Annotated in this window: 11 protein-coding genes and 1 tRNA gene; 6 read left to right on the top strand and 6 right to left on the bottom strand. The window is 72.6% G+C overall.

Annotation, left to right across the window (positions count from 1 at the left end):
* The first annotated feature begins 87 nt into the window (after positions 1–87).
* Positions 88–2,196: an MMPL family transporter gene (locus tag F9B16_RS23010; protein WP_225991873.1), complete on the top strand. Its 2,109-nt coding sequence runs from the start codon at positions 88–90 to the stop codon at positions 2,194–2,196.
* A 207-nt stretch (positions 2,197–2,403) separates the two neighbouring features.
* Here the strand turns inward: F9B16_RS23010 and F9B16_RS23005 are convergent, their stop codons facing one another.
* The gene (locus F9B16_RS23005; RefSeq protein ID WP_151542190.1) at positions 2,404–3,792 is read right to left on the bottom strand and encodes a cystathionine beta-synthase; all 1,389 of its coding nucleotides are present in this window, start codon (positions 3,790–3,792) and stop codon (positions 2,404–2,406) included.
* 188 nt (positions 3,793–3,980) lie between these two features.
* On the opposite strand from F9B16_RS23005, the gene F9B16_RS23000 reads away from it, so the two are divergent.
* The 3 genes from F9B16_RS23000 (at position 3,981) to F9B16_RS22990 (ending at position 6,836) form a co-directional block, all read left to right on the top strand.
* Positions 3,981–5,000: an SGNH/GDSL hydrolase family protein gene (locus F9B16_RS23000; RefSeq protein WP_151542179.1), complete on the top strand. Its 1,020-nt coding sequence runs from the start codon at positions 3,981–3,983 to the stop codon at positions 4,998–5,000.
* A 199-nt stretch (positions 5,001–5,199) separates the two neighbouring features.
* Positions 5,200–6,420, top strand: a complete 1,221-nt coding sequence (locus F9B16_RS22995) for an acetyl-CoA C-acetyltransferase (RefSeq protein ID WP_151542178.1) — start codon at positions 5,200–5,202, stop codon at positions 6,418–6,420.
* Positions 6,421–6,608: 188 nt separating this feature from the next.
* Positions 6,609–6,836 carry a DUF4287 domain-containing protein gene (locus F9B16_RS22990; protein WP_151542177.1) on the top strand — a complete coding sequence of 76 codons (228 nt, stop codon included), beginning with the start codon at positions 6,609–6,611 and terminating at the stop codon, positions 6,834–6,836.
* Between the two features lie 189 nt (positions 6,837–7,025).
* Here F9B16_RS22990 and F9B16_RS22985 read toward each other — a convergent pair.
* Both F9B16_RS22985 and F9B16_RS22980 read right to left on the bottom strand, forming a co-directional pair.
* Positions 7,026–7,098, bottom strand: a tRNA-Leu gene (locus F9B16_RS22985).
* A gap of 159 nt (positions 7,099–7,257) precedes the next feature.
* Positions 7,258–8,607 (bottom strand): NAD(P)/FAD-dependent oxidoreductase, encoded by a 1,350-nt coding sequence (locus F9B16_RS22980; protein WP_151542176.1) that lies wholly within the window; start codon positions 8,605–8,607, stop codon positions 7,258–7,260.
* Between the two features lie 270 nt (positions 8,608–8,877).
* Here F9B16_RS22980 and F9B16_RS22975 point away from each other — a divergent pair, with 270 nt between their 5' ends.
* A complete protein-coding gene (locus F9B16_RS22975) occupies positions 8,878–9,510 on the top strand; it encodes a DUF4232 domain-containing protein (protein WP_192808948.1) in 633 nt (210 codons plus the stop codon).
* A 58-nt stretch (positions 9,511–9,568) separates the two neighbouring features.
* Here F9B16_RS22975 and F9B16_RS22970 read toward each other — a convergent pair whose 3' ends face one another.
* Positions 9,569–10,390: a uracil-DNA glycosylase gene (locus F9B16_RS22970; protein ID WP_151542174.1), complete on the bottom strand. Its 822-nt coding sequence runs from the start codon at positions 10,388–10,390 to the stop codon at positions 9,569–9,571.
* A 106-nt stretch (positions 10,391–10,496) separates the two neighbouring features.
* On the opposite strand from F9B16_RS22970, the gene F9B16_RS22965 reads away from it, so the two are divergent.
* Positions 10,497–11,243 carry a DUF2510 domain-containing protein gene (locus F9B16_RS22965; protein ID WP_225991872.1) on the top strand — a complete coding sequence of 249 codons (747 nt, stop codon included), beginning with the start codon at positions 10,497–10,499 and terminating at the stop codon, positions 11,241–11,243.
* Positions 11,244–11,289: 46 nt separating this feature from the next.
* Here F9B16_RS22965 and F9B16_RS22960 read toward each other — a convergent pair whose 3' ends face one another.
* Together F9B16_RS22960 and F9B16_RS22955 are read right to left on the bottom strand one after the other, a co-directional pair.
* A complete protein-coding gene (locus F9B16_RS22960) occupies positions 11,290–12,240 on the bottom strand; it encodes a Ppx/GppA phosphatase family protein (RefSeq protein ID WP_151542172.1) in 951 nt (316 codons plus the stop codon).
* A complete protein-coding gene (locus F9B16_RS22955) occupies positions 12,237–12,962 on the bottom strand; it encodes a DUF501 domain-containing protein (protein ID WP_151542171.1) in 726 nt (241 codons plus the stop codon). Before F9B16_RS22955 ends, F9B16_RS22960 begins: the two co-directional genes overlap by 4 nt.
* Between the last annotated feature and the right edge of the window lie 112 nt (positions 12,963–13,074).

Raw genomic sequence — 13,074 nt, 5'->3', positions numbered from 1 at the left:
AGTATCCCGAGTTGACCCTTTATTTAAGGAAGACGCATGTTCGCTCGGCTCGCGCGCTTCGTCGTGAGACACCCATGGTGGACCATCGTGGCCTGGTTGGTGGCCGCCGGTCTCATCATCACGCTGTCCCCCAAGCTGTCCACCGAGTCCGACCAGGGCGACTTCCTGCCCTCCAAGTACGAGTCGGTGCAGGCGGCCAAGATCGCCCAAAAGGCGTTCCCGCAGCAGGAGGACACCTCCTCCATCGTCGTCGTCAAGCGCTCGGACGGAGGGAAGATCACCCCGGCGGACACCCGGGTGATCGACAAGGCCGCCGCGTCCATGAACGCGCACAAGCCGGCCACCGTGCTCAACTTCCTCACCGGCCAGCAGCTGGTGGCGCCCAACAAGGCCGTCCAGGTCATCTCCGTCCCGATGAAGGGCACCGACCAGGCGGCCAGCGAGAAGCAGGGCGACGCGGTCAAGGAGATACGCAAGCAGCTGCCGACGCTGCTGAAGGGCAGCGGCCTGGAGGCCAAGGTCGGCGGTGACGTCGCCGGCTTCGTCGACAACGAGGACTCGTTCAACAAGTCCTTCGAGATCGTCGGCATCGCCACCTTCGTACTGATCATCGGGCTGATCCTGGTGATCTTCCGGGCGCCGATCGCCGCGGTGCTGCCGATCGTCGTGATCATGCTGACGATGCAGGTCGCGATGGGCCTCATCGGCACCGCCTCGAAGCTGTTCGGCTTCTCCGGCGACGACAGTCTCAGCACCATCATCCTCATCGTGCTGTTCGGCATCGGCGCCGACTACTACCTGTTCGTGATGTTCCGGTTCCGCGAGCGGCTGCGGGCCGGCGAGGACAAGAAGACCGCGATGATCCACGCGGTGGAGCGGGTCGGCGAGGTCATCTCCTCGGCCGCCGCCGCCATCGCCGTCACCTTCCTGGTCCTGCTGCTCGCGACGTTCGGCGTGTTCAGCGCCTGGGGCCCGGCCCTCGCGATCTCCGTCGTCACCATGGGCATCACCTCGCTGACCCTGTTCCCTGCGATCGTGTCGCTGCTCGGCACCGCGGTGTTCTGGCCGTCCAAGGCCTGGAAGAAGCAGCCCAAGGAGCGGGTCTCCGGCGCGATCGGCCGCGGCGTCGGCCGCCACCCGGCGGTCGCCGCGCTGGCCGCGGGCGGCGTCATGGTCGTGCTCGCCATCGGCGCGCTCGGCTTCAAGTCCGACTACGACTTCGCCGCCGGGTTCCCGCAGGACACCGAGTCCGCGCAAGCCACCAAGGACATGGAGCGGGGCTTCCCGCCCGGCCTCACCCAGCCCGTCCAGGTGTTCATCAAGAGCGCGAACGGGCAGCCGGTCGGCAAGCAGCAGCTCGCCGAGTTCTCGAAGAAGGCCGAGACCGCGCCCGGCGTCGGGCGCGTCAACCCGGCCGAGCCCGGCAAGAACGGCGTCGCCCGGGTCGACCTGGTGCTGAAGAAGAACCCGGCCTCCAACGACGCGATCAGCCTGGTCAAGAACGACCTGGCGCCGGCCGTGCACAAGATCGCACCGCCCGGGACGCGCGCCTACGTCGGCGGCCCGACGGCGACCTACGCCGACATCAACGCCGTCAACAACCGCGACCTGTCGGTGATCCTGCCGGTGGCGGCGGTGCTGATCGCGCTGATCCTGGCGCTGCTGCTGCGGTCGGTGGTCGCGCCGCTCTACCTGGTCGTGGCGGTGCTGCTCGGCTTCGCCTCCACGCTCGGCTCCGCGGTGTACGTCTTCCAGTACGCGCAGGGCAAGGAGGGCGTGATCTTCCAGCTGCCGATCATCCTCTACCTGTTCGTGCTGGCCATCGGGACCGACTACAACATCCTGATGACCGCGCGGCTGCGCGAGGAGGCCAAGGAGGGGTACTCCCCCCGGGAGGCGGCGTCCCGCGCCGTCCGGCACGGCGGCCCGACGGTCGCCGCGGCGGGCCTCATCCTGGCCGGCACCTTCTCGGTGATGCTGCTGGCGCCGGTGTCCATGCTCAAGCAGATGGGCTTCTCCGTCGCGATGGGCATCGCGCTGTCGGCCTTCGTGATGTCGACGTTCCTGGTGCCGGGCATCACCGCGATGCTGGGCCACCGGGCCTGGTGGCCGGGCCACGGCGACGAGCCGAAGAAGAAGCTCGGACGCCCCGACCCTATGCAGGACCAGTACGTCGGCACGGGCCGCCCGTCCTAGGACGGAGGCCCCCGCAGACGCCGGATTGCGGAGCCCCGGTCAGAAATGCCGCCCACGGGCCGCGGCCCCGCAATCCGGTTCCTTCCAAGGCGAAGCGCCGAGGACCAAACGGTCCCCGGCGCTTCGCCGCGTCCAGGGCGGGGAAGCCCGCGTGGCCAGGAGGCCGGTGGTTCGGCCGTTCCCGGGCTGCGGTGGCGCGGGCGTGGGTCAGTTGCCGGCGTCGGCCAGGTAGGCGAGGAGGTCCTGGCGGGTGATGAGGCCCTTCGGCTTGCCGTCCACGAGGACGACGGCCGCGCCCGACTTCTCCAGGACGCCGACGGCCTTGCTCACCGGCTCGCCGGAGCCGATCGTCGGCAGCGGCGGGGACATGTGCGCCTCGACCGCGTCCAGCAGGCCGGAGCGCTCCTTCACGAGGACGTCCAGCAGCTCGCTCTCCACGACCGAGCCGATCACCTCGGCCGCCATCACCGGCGGCTCCTCCTTCATCACCGGCAGTTGCGACACCTCGTACTCGCGCATGATCGAGATGGCGGTCTGCACGCTCTCGTGCGGGTGGACGTGCACGAACTCCGGCAGCGCCCCGCCCTTGCGGGTCAGCACCTCGTCCACGCGGGCCTCTTCGGTGGAGGACGGCAGGAAGCCGTAGTCCTCCATCCAGCTGTCGTTGAAGATCTTGCTGAGGTAGCCGCGGCCGCCGTCGGGCAGCAGGACGACGATGACCGCGTCCGGGCCGGCCGTGGCGGCGACGCGGAGGGCGGCGACGACCGCCATCCCGCAGGAGCCGCCGACGAGCAGGGCCTCCTCGCGGGCGAGGCGGCGGGTCATCAGGAAGGAGTCCTTGTCGGAGACGGCGATGACGTCGTCGCAGATGTCGCGGTCGTAGGTCTCCGGCCAGATGTCCTCGCCGACGCCCTCGGTCAGGTAGGGGCGGCCCGAGCCGCCCGAGTACACCGAGCCCTCCGGGTCGGCGCCGATGATCTTCACGCGGCCGCCGGACACCTCCTTGAGGTACTTGCCGGTGCCGCTGATGGTGCCGCCGGTGCCGATGCCCGCGACGAAGTGGGTGATGCGGCCCTCGGTCTGCTCCCACAGCTCCGGGCCGGTCGTCTCGTAGTGCGACACCGGGTTCTGCGGGTTGGTGTACTGGTTCGGCTTCCACGCGCCGGGGATCTCGGCGGCGAGCCGGTCGGAGACCGAGTAGTAGGAGTCGGGGTGCTCCGGCGAGACGGCCGTCGGGCAGACGACGACCTCCGCGCCGTACGCGCGCAGCACGTCCACCTTGTCCTTGGCGACCTTGTCAGGGCAGACGAAGACGCACTTGTAGCCGCGCTCCTGCGCGACGATCGCCAGCCCGACGCCGGTGTTGCCGGACGTCGGCTCGACGATCGTCCCGCCCGGCTTCAGCGCGCCGGACTCCTCCGCGGCGTCGATCATCCGGACCGCGATGCGGTCCTTCACCGAGCCGCCGGGGTTGAAGTACTCCACCTTGGCCAGCACCTGCGGGCCGCCGTCCTTCGACGGGCCGCCGGTCACCTTGCGCAGCCGAACGAGAGGGGTGTTGCCCATCAGCTCGACGAGCGAGTCGTGTACGTGCACCGCGACGTCCTTGTCGTTCAGTGAGTCGGAATTCAACGGGTCGCGCGCCCGTTCCAGCAGCGTGTGACGCAGGGTAACCGGCGCGGCGTCGGGGGATGCCCCAGCACCGACGGTAGCCGAGATCGGCGGCCGCGGGCATCGAACGGCCCCCGCGGGGGTACAACTCAATCACGGAGGGTCAACGGAACATGCTGAGAGCGTTCACGGCGCGCCGGATCGCGGCGGCCGCGGCCTACGGAGGCGGGGGCATCACGGCCCTCGGCGGCATCACGTTCGGGCTGCTGGTGGCGGAGGCCAAGCTCGCCCGCAAGATCATCCAGGCGACGCCGAACGGGGATCCGCCGGTGGCGGACGGCCTCTACGGCGGGGCGTTCGCCGGCCCGCCGCTGTCCCTGGTGATGCTGGGCGACTCGACCGGGGCGGGGCTCGGCGTGCACACCGCGGAGGAGACGCCGGGGGCGATGCTGGCCTCGGGGCTTGCGGCGATCGCGGGGCGGCCCGTCCGGATGACGAACGTGGCGCGCTCGGGCGCGCGGTCGGCCGAGCTGGCGGGCCAGACGGACCGGGCGCTGGAGGTCAGCCCGGACCTCGCCGTCATCATGATCGGCTCGAACGACGTGACGGGCCGGGTGCCGCCCGGCACGTCCGTGCGGTATTTATCGGACGCGGTGGTGCGGCTGCGCGCCGCGGGCTGCCAGGTGGTCGTCGGGACGTGCCCGGACCTCGGCACGATCAAGCCGCTGATGCAGCCGCTGAAGTGGATCGCGCGGCGGGCGAGCCGGCAGCTGGCCGCGGCGCAGACGATCGCGGTGGTGGAGCACGGCGCGCGGTCGGTGTCGCTGGGCGACCTGCTGGGGCACGAGTTCGCCGCGGACCCGATCTCGATGTTCAGCGAGGACCGGTACCACCCGTCCGCGCGGGGGTACGCCGCCGCCGCGGCGGCGGTGCTGCCGTCGATGGCGCACGCGCTCGGCCTGGAGCCGGATCTGGACGCGCTGCCCGATCCGCGGCTCGGCGAGGGCGTGCTGCCGGTGTACCTGGCGGCGGCGGAGGCCGCGGAGGTGTCCGGCACGGAGGTGTCGGGGGCGTCCGTCGCGGGCCGCGACCGGGGTCCCCGGGGGCGGTGGGCGCGGCTGCTGCGCCGCCGTTCCGCGCCGTCCGCCGACCCCACGCCGCCGTCCCCGGCGGTCGCTCCGGACATCGCCTGACGCGGCCGGGCGGCCGGGACTCTTCGCCCAGGTGAGTAAGCGGATACTTATTGGACTCACCGTCAACACAGCCGGAGGGGCCGGGTTGCGCGCGGGTGCGGCGCGGGAGCTAGATTGCTCGTGACCGGCGAGTAACACCGTCCGCACGCGACGGTCGCGCCGGGGTCCGGAGACGGCCGCTGAGACAGGAGACCCGCACATGCCCGAGGCAGTCATCGTCGCCACCGCGCGCTCGCCCATCGGACGCGCCTTCAAGGGGTCGCTGAAGGACATCCGGCCCGACGACCTCACCGCCCAGATGATCACCGCCGCGATGGCGAAGGTCCCCCAGCTGGACCCCGCGCAGATCGACGACCTGCTGCTCGGCTGCGGGCTGCCCGGCGGCGAGCAGGGCTACAACATGGCCCGCGTCGTGTCGGTCCTGCTCGGCTGGGACAACGTGCCCGGCGCGACCATCACCCGGTACTGCTCGTCCTCGCTGCAGACGACCCGGATGGCGCTGCACGCGATCAAGGCCGGCGAGGCGGACGTGATCATCTCGGCCGGCGTGGAGACCGTCAGCCGGTTCGCCAAGGGCAGCAGCGACGGGCTGCCCGACACCCAGAACCCGGTGTTCGCCGACGCGCAGGCCCGCACCGCCAAGACCGCCGAGGGCGGCGCCGGCGTGTGGCACGACCCGCGCCAGGACGACCAGGTCCCCGACATCTACATCGCGATGGGGCAGACCGCCGAGAACGTCGCGGGGATGCGCGGCGTCAGCCGGCAGGCGCAGGACGAGTTCGGCGTCCGCTCGCAGAACCTGGCGGAGAAGGCCCTCGCCAACGGGTTCTGGGAGAAGGACATCACCCCGGTCACCCTGCCCGACGGCACCGTGGTGTCCAAGGACGACGGCCCCCGCCCCGGCACCACCTACGAGAAGGTGTCGCAGCTGCAGCCGGTGTTCCGCCCGGACGGGACGGTCACCGCGGGCAACTGCTGCCCGCTGAACGACGGCGCCGCCGCGGTCGTCATCATGAGCGACACCAAGGCCGCCGAGCTCGGCCTCACGCCGCTGGCCCGGATCGTGTCGACCGGCGTCACCGGCCTGTCCCCCGAGATCATGGGCCTCGGCCCGGTGGAGGCGTCCCGCAAGGCCCTCGCCAAGGCCGGCATGACCATCGGCGACATCGACCTCGTGGAGATCAACGAGGCGTTCGCCGCGCAGGTGCTGCCGTCCGCCGAGGACCTCGGCATCGACCTCGACAAGCTGAACGTCAACGGCGGCGCGATCGCGGTCGGCCACCCGTTCGGCATGACCGGCGCCCGGATCACCTCCACGCTGGTGAACGGCCTGAAGTTCCACGACAAGCAGTTCGGGCTGGAGACCATGTGCGTGGGCGGCGGCCAGGGCATGGCGATGGTCCTGGAGCGGCTCTCCTGACGAGCACCCTTCGGTGGCCCGTACCGAGCGCTCCGGCGCCGGTGCGGGCCACCTGCGTTTTTTTCCGGAGGACATCCCCGTTACGAATGATCTACGTAACGTAATAGATAGGTCCCCGTTAGGGGGTTGTCACATACGGGCCGGTGTTGCAGAGTGCCAGGAAGAGCCCCGCGACCTGGAGGTGCCAATTGTCACTGAACCACTCGCCGGAGACGCACAGCAAGCTGATCGCCCGCATCCCGTTGGTCACAGGACGTGACCTCCCCGAGTGGTTCTCCACGATCGAGAACGGTCCCTCGTTCACCCGCTGCGAGGAACGGAGCAGCTGGCTGGCCGACGAGCACAACCTCTCGCACGGCTACGCCGCCGCTCTCGTCCGCGAGCACGAGCGGGCGCGCCGCGAGCGCCACTACTGACGGCGCCGCGCGAGCCGCCCGGACAACCGCATACGGTCGAACTTCATACGGACCTGGTGGGATCCCGCCAACGGATGCCCCCGCCGTCGTGCCGCTGCGCCCGAGCAGCCGCCACGACACTGGCGCAGAGATCCCACGCGCGATCAGCCCCTCGCCGGCCGCGGCGAGGGGCTGATCGATGCGCACGGGTGCCCCTGGTCGGACTCGAACCGACACAATGGCTCTTTTAGGGAGCCCGCCTCTGCCATTGGGCTACAGGGGCGGCGTCATCATACCGGGACGGTGACCCCCGACACGGCGAGGAGAACGCACCCGGGCGCGTGCCGCCGTGCGGCGCGACCTGGGCCGGAGCCCCGCCGGCCCCGCCGGCCCCGGCCTCCCCGGGCGCGCCGCGGCCTCCGGGAACGTCCCGCCGCGGCCCTCAGGCGTCCTCGGTGGTGCGGCCCGCCGCGAGCTCGAACTCCTGCCGGGGCCACTCCAGCTCGCCGAGCGAGACGATCTCGCGCCGGAAGAACAGCGCGAGCGTCCAGTCCGCGGTGATGCGGAACTTCCGGTTGACGGTCGGCATCCGCGACAGGTGGTACGTGCGGTGCATGACCCACGCGGGCAGCCCGCGCAGCTTGACCCCGTAGACGTTCGCGACGCCCTTGTGCAGGCCGAGGCTCGCGACGGACCCGACGTACTTGTGCTGGTAGGGCTTGCGGGGCTTGCCGCGCAGGTCCGCCACGATGTTGTCGCCGAGCCGCTTGGCCTGCCGCACCGCGTGCTGCGCGTTCGGCGCGGTGAACTCGGCGAAGCCGGACCGGTCCGGGACGGCCGCGTTGTCCCCGGCCGCGTAGACGCCGTCGAGGCCCTCGACGGTCAGCTCGTCGGTCGTCCTGATCCGGCTCTTGTCGTCCAGCGGCAGGTCGCTGGCCTTGACGACGGGGTGCGGTTTCACGCCGGCCGTCCAGACGAGGGTGCCGGCGTCGAACTCCTCGCCGTCGCTCAGCACGATGTGCCGCTTCTCCGCGGACTTCAGCAGCGTCTTCAGCTTCACCTCGATGCCGCGGCGGCGCAGCGCCTCGGTCGTCCACGTCCCCATCTCGGGACCGACCTCCGGCAGGATCCGGTCGGTCGCCTCGACCATCATCCAGCGCATGTCGGACGGGTCGAGGTCCGGATAGAACCTGCACGCGTCGCGCGCCAGGTCCTCCAGCTCGGCGAGCGCCTCGATGCCCGCGAACCCGGCGCCGACGAACACGAACGTCAGGGCCCGCCGGCGGACCTCCTCGTCGTCGGGGTTGGAGGCGGCGATGTCGAGCTGGTGCAGCACGTGGTTGCGCAGGAAGATGGCCTCCTCGACGGTCTTGAAGCCGATCCCGCACTCGGCGAGGCCCGGGATGGGCAGCGTGCGGGAGATCGAGCCGAGCGCCACCACGAGCCGGTCGTAGCCGATCGTCCGCTCCGGCACCCCGGCGGTCCGCGCGCCGGCGGGGCGGACCGTGAGGCTGCGCGAGGCGTGATCGATCTTCGTGACGTAGCCGTTGACGATCCGGCAGCGCGGCAGGACGCGGCGCAGCGGCGCGACGACGTGCCGCGGTTCCAGGTTCCCGGCCGCCGCCTCCGGCAGGAACGGCTGGTAGGTCATGTAGGACTGGGGGTCGATGACGGTGACGGCGATCTCGCCGCGCCGCAGCTCGCCGCGCAGCCGCTTCTGCAGCCGCAGGGCCGTGTACATGCCGACGTAGCCGCCGCCGACGATCACGATGTGCTTGCGCTCGGAAGGCATAACGGGACCGATACCCGCATACGCCAGCGGATCACGCCAAGCGCATCACACCGGAAAGATCGCCAGAAGGCGCGAACTTCCCCGGACGGCCCGGCATCTCACCGTACGTACCCACCAGAGAGAGGACGGACCGGGACAGGGCCGGACGGGGGCGCCAAGCGGCCTCGCGCGATGACCGGGAACAGGGGCCGGCCATCGCCCATCAGGGCCCGCTTGGCCAAGGCCCTGCCCCACCGTCGACGACTCCCACCACGAAGGGGATGCGCGAGCATGCAACGAATCATCTGGGGAACTCTGGCCGCCGCCGCACTGGCCGCAGCCCTCACCGGATGCGACGCCAGTTTCAGCGCCAGCCCCAGCTCCTCCACCCAGGACGGCGGATCGTCACAGACTAGCGCACCCCACGGGGGAAGCGGTACCTCCACCACGTCCGGGACCGGCACCGGAACCGGCACCGGGAAGCGGCCGAACGGGGCCTCCGGGACGCGCCACTGCACCACCTCCGACCTGCACGCGTCCGCGTACTCCAACGGGGACGCGGGCGCCGGGCAGCGGTACGGAACGCTCCAGCTGACGAACAACTCCGGGACGGCCTGCACGACCGGCGGCTGGTCCGGGCTCGGCCTCGCCAACGCCAACGGCGCGCTCCCGACGAAGGTCGTCCGCGAGGGCACCGCCCGCACGATCACGATCCCGGCCGGCGCGTCCGCCTACGAGCAGCTGCACTGGGGCGTCGTCCCGGGCGACGGCGACGACCAGGGCGCCCAGTGCCAGCCCACCGCCAGGGCGCTGCACGTCATCCCGCCCAACCAGACGACGTACCTCAGCGTCGGCTGGATCGGCGGCCCGGTCTGCCAGCAGGGCCAGATCCGGCTCACGCCGATCAAGCTCGGCAAGATGTGAGGCGGGACGCGACCCGCCACCGCGCGGACGCGACCCGCCACCGCGCGGACGCGGCGCGCTAGGCGTAGTCGCGGGCGCGGGCGAAGACGGCGTCGAGCATGTCCTCGGTGACCCGTCCGGTGAAGGTGTTCTGCTGGCTCGGGTGGTAGCACCCCAGCAGCAGCACCGGATCCCGGCGGGCCGCCGAGGGCGGCGGCGCCAGCTCGACCTCCGCGGCGTGCCCGAACTTCGGGCGCGGCCGCGGCACCTCGTATCCGGCCTGCTTCAGCGCCGGCCACACGCCCTGCCACGCGAACCCGCCGAGGCACACGATGCAGCGGACGCTCCCGGCGACGTCCTCGACCTCGCGCGCCAGCCACGGCAGGCACGTCGTGCGCTCCAGCGGCGTCGGCTTGTTGTCGGGCGGGGCGCACCGCACGGTCGCGGCCATCCGCGCGCCGATCAGCCGCTGCCCGTCGGCCGCGTGCACGCTCGTGGCCTGCGACGCGAGCCCCACCCGGTGCAGCGACGCGAACAGCCAGTCGCCCGACCGGTCGCCGGTGAAGATCCGGCCGGTGCGGTTGCCGCCGTGCGCCGCCGGCGCCAGCCCGACGATCAGGATGCGCGGCTCCGGGTCGCCCCAGCCGGGGATCGGCCGCCCCCAGTACTCCTCGTTCGCGAACGCGCGGCGCCGCTCCACCGCGACCTTCTCCCGCCACTCCACCAGCCGGTCGCAGGCCCGGCACACCGACTGCCGCGCGCACAGCTCCGCGAGGTCCGGCGCCCCGGCGGCGAGCTCGATCACCTCGCCGGCGCCGTGCGCGACGGGCGTGTCCGGGGCGGCGGGGTCGTCAGGCCATCCCGTCCCAGGTGGCACATAGGGCGCGCGGGCATCGGTCATGCCCTCGATCCTCGCACGCCCCGGCGACGGCCCTCGGTACGATGCGGTTCCGCCGGTCGGGGACGCGGGGCGTCCGGCGTGCGCCATTGCCGAGCGGAGGCATGCCTTGTCGCAACCGGGCTGGTATCCCGACCCCTACGGAACCGGCAGCCTGCGCTGGTGGGACGGCCGGACCTGGACCGACCGCCTCAACCCCGAACCCGACCGCCCGCCGCGTCCCCGCACGTCAGAGCAGGGGTACCGGCAGCAGCCCGAGCAGTACGCCGGGTACGGCGGGCAGCCCTCGTGGGGCGGGCCGGCCGCCGTCCAGGGCGTCGCCGCCACCGTGCACGGGCTGCGCCTGCACGCCGACGAGCAGGGCGTCGCGTACGGGCAGGCGGCGCTGGCGTGGCCGCACGTCGAATGGGTCGCCTACTGGGCCGCGCAGATCCCGGCCGGATCCGGCCAGGCCCCCGGCACCCGGTGGATCTTCCAGGCCGGCCGCTACCCGTTCCACGGCGGCCCGCGCGTCGAGGTCGTCATCGAGGCGGGCGGGACCGTCGAGCCGGAGACGGTCTGGGGGCGGCTGATCCAGCTGTGCCAGGCGTGCGCGGAACCGCGGCTGGTCGCCGAGCTGGCCGGACGCGTCCGCGCCGGCGAGTCGGTGGACGTCGCGCAGGGCCTCACCGTCCACCCGGGCGGCGTGCGCGGCAACCGGGTGTCGCTGAGCTGGACGTCGATCTCCGGTGCCGTCGTCGACGGCGGCCGGGTCTGGATCCGGCAGGCCAGCAGCCCGTCGCCGGTCCTGTACGTCCCGCAGCAGAACCCGAACGCGGTGCTGATCCCCGCGCTGCTGTCGGCCCTCAAGGGCTGACCCGGGCGCACGGCCCGGGCGCACGGCCCGGGCGCACGGCCCGGGGTCAGACCAGCGACCAGGCGATCCCGTCGAGGATGTCGCGCTCGCTGACCACGACCGCGCCGAACCCGTACTCGCGCATGATCCGGTCCAGGATCAGCGCGCCCGCGCCGATCACGTCCACCCGGCCCGGGTGCATGACGCCGATCTCCGCGCGCTCGGCCCGCGTCGCGTGCAGCAGCCGCCGCGTCACCTCGTGCACCTGCGCGGCGGTCACCCGGGACAGGTGGATCCGGGTCGAGTCGTACTCCGGCAGGTCCATCGCGATGCCGGAGACCGTCGTGACGGACCCGGCGAGCCCGACCAGCGTGCGCGCCTCGTCGACCGGGACCGTGCGGCGCACCTCGGCGAGCGCGGCGTCGATGTCGGCGACCGTGTTGGAGATCTGCTCCGGGGACGGCGGGTCGCCGTCGCGCAGGTGCCGCTCGGTCATCCGGACGCAGCCGATGTCGACCGACCGGGCCGCCGTCACCGACGAGCTGCCCAGCACGAACTCGGTGGAGCCGCCGCCGATGTCGACGACCAGGTAGGGGCGGGCCGGACGCAGCGCCGCCAGCTCCCGGGTGGCGCCGGTGAACGACAGCTCCGCCTCCTCGTCCCCGCTGATCACCTCGGGGACGACGCCGAAGATGTCGACGACGCCGCTGACGAAGTCGGCCCGGTTCTCGGCGTCGCGGGTGGCGCTCGTCGCGACGACCCGGGTCTTGATCGGGCCCTCGCCGGTCTCGGACCCGTGCCGCTCGATCAGCTCGGCGTACCCGCGCATCGCGGTGAACGTCCGCTCCAGCGCGGCGGGCGACAGCCGGCCGGTCTCGTCGACGCCCTCGCCGAGCCGGACGATCTCCATCCGGCGCTCGACGTCGGTGAGCGTGCCGCCGTCCGGGCCGGCGGCGATGTCGGCGATCAGCAGGCGGACCGAGTTGGTCCCGCAGTCGATGGCGGCGACGCGCGTCACTTGGCCTCCTCGGCGTCGGTGTCCTTCTGGGCTGCGGGGTCGTGCTGGTCGGCAGGGTCGTCGTGGTCGGCAGGGTCGTTCTGCGGGGCGGCGTCCTTGCCGGGGGCGGCGCAGACGCACGGGCCGGAGCGCCACCACTCGGGCAGCGCCGCCAGCGCCTCGCGGCCGAACGGGTTGCCGCCCGGCACCGCCAGCTCGTGCGCGACGAGGGCGTGCAGGCACTTCACCCGCTCGGGCATCCCGCCCGCGCTCTGCATGCCCTCCGGCAGCGGCTCGATGCCGTCCTCGCGGGCCGCCGCGTCACGGCGCCGCAGGTAGTCCTCGTGGGCGGCGGCGTACGCGGCCTTCAGCGCCGGGTCGTCGGCGAGCCGCGCCTGCATCTCCCGCATGGCGCCGCTCCCCTCCAGCGTGCCGATCGCCGACGCCGCCTTCGGGCAGGTCAGGTAGAACAGCGTCGGGAACGGCGTGCCGTCGGGCAGCCGCGGCGCCGTCTCCAGCACCGCCGGCAGCCCGCACGGGCAGCGGTAGGCGACCCCGCGGATGCCGCGCGGCTCCCGGCCGAGCTGCGCCGCCACCGCCGCGACGTCCCGCTCGGACGCCGGTTCGGACCGCGGCTCGCGCGCCGGGGCCGCCGCCCCCGCCGTCCGGGCCGTCGCGGCCGTCCCGGTCCCGGCGCCTGAGAGCGCTCCCCCGGATGCCCCTGTGCAACGTTCGTCGATCATCCGTCCCCACCCGCGGATCCCGCGATCCGTGTCGGCCTGCCGCGCCTCCGGCCCGCCCGCGCCCGGCCCCACCCGCCGGTCGCGGCCGCCCGTCCCGCCCCGCCGCGGAGCG

Source organism: Actinomadura montaniterrae (genome assembly GCF_008923365.1).
In the GTDB taxonomy this organism is placed as follows: domain Bacteria; phylum Actinomycetota; class Actinomycetes; order Streptosporangiales; family Streptosporangiaceae; genus Spirillospora; species Spirillospora montaniterrae.
This window is presented reverse-complemented; position numbering and strand designations above follow the sequence as displayed.

Excerpts from the sequence above, each read along its gene's own strand:
- F9B16_RS22995 (WP_151542178.1), top strand. The coding sequence starts at position 5,200 with ATGCCCGAGGCAGTCATCGTCGCCACCGCGCGCTCGCCCATCGGACGC.
- F9B16_RS22980 (WP_151542176.1), bottom strand. The coding sequence starts at position 8,607 with ATGCCTTCCGAGCGCAAGCACATCGTGATCGTCGGCGGCGGCTACGTC.
- F9B16_RS22970 (WP_151542174.1), bottom strand. The coding sequence starts at position 10,390 with ATGACCGATGCCCGCGCGCCCTATGTGCCACCTGGGACGGGATGGCCT.
- F9B16_RS22975 (WP_192808948.1), top strand. The coding sequence starts at position 8,878 with ATGCAACGAATCATCTGGGGAACTCTGGCCGCCGCCGCACTGGCCGCA.
- F9B16_RS22955 (WP_151542171.1), bottom strand. The coding sequence starts at position 12,962 with ATGATCGACGAACGTTGCACAGGGGCATCCGGGGGAGCGCTCTCAGGC.
- F9B16_RS23000 (WP_151542179.1), top strand. The coding sequence starts at position 3,981 with ATGCTGAGAGCGTTCACGGCGCGCCGGATCGCGGCGGCCGCGGCCTAC.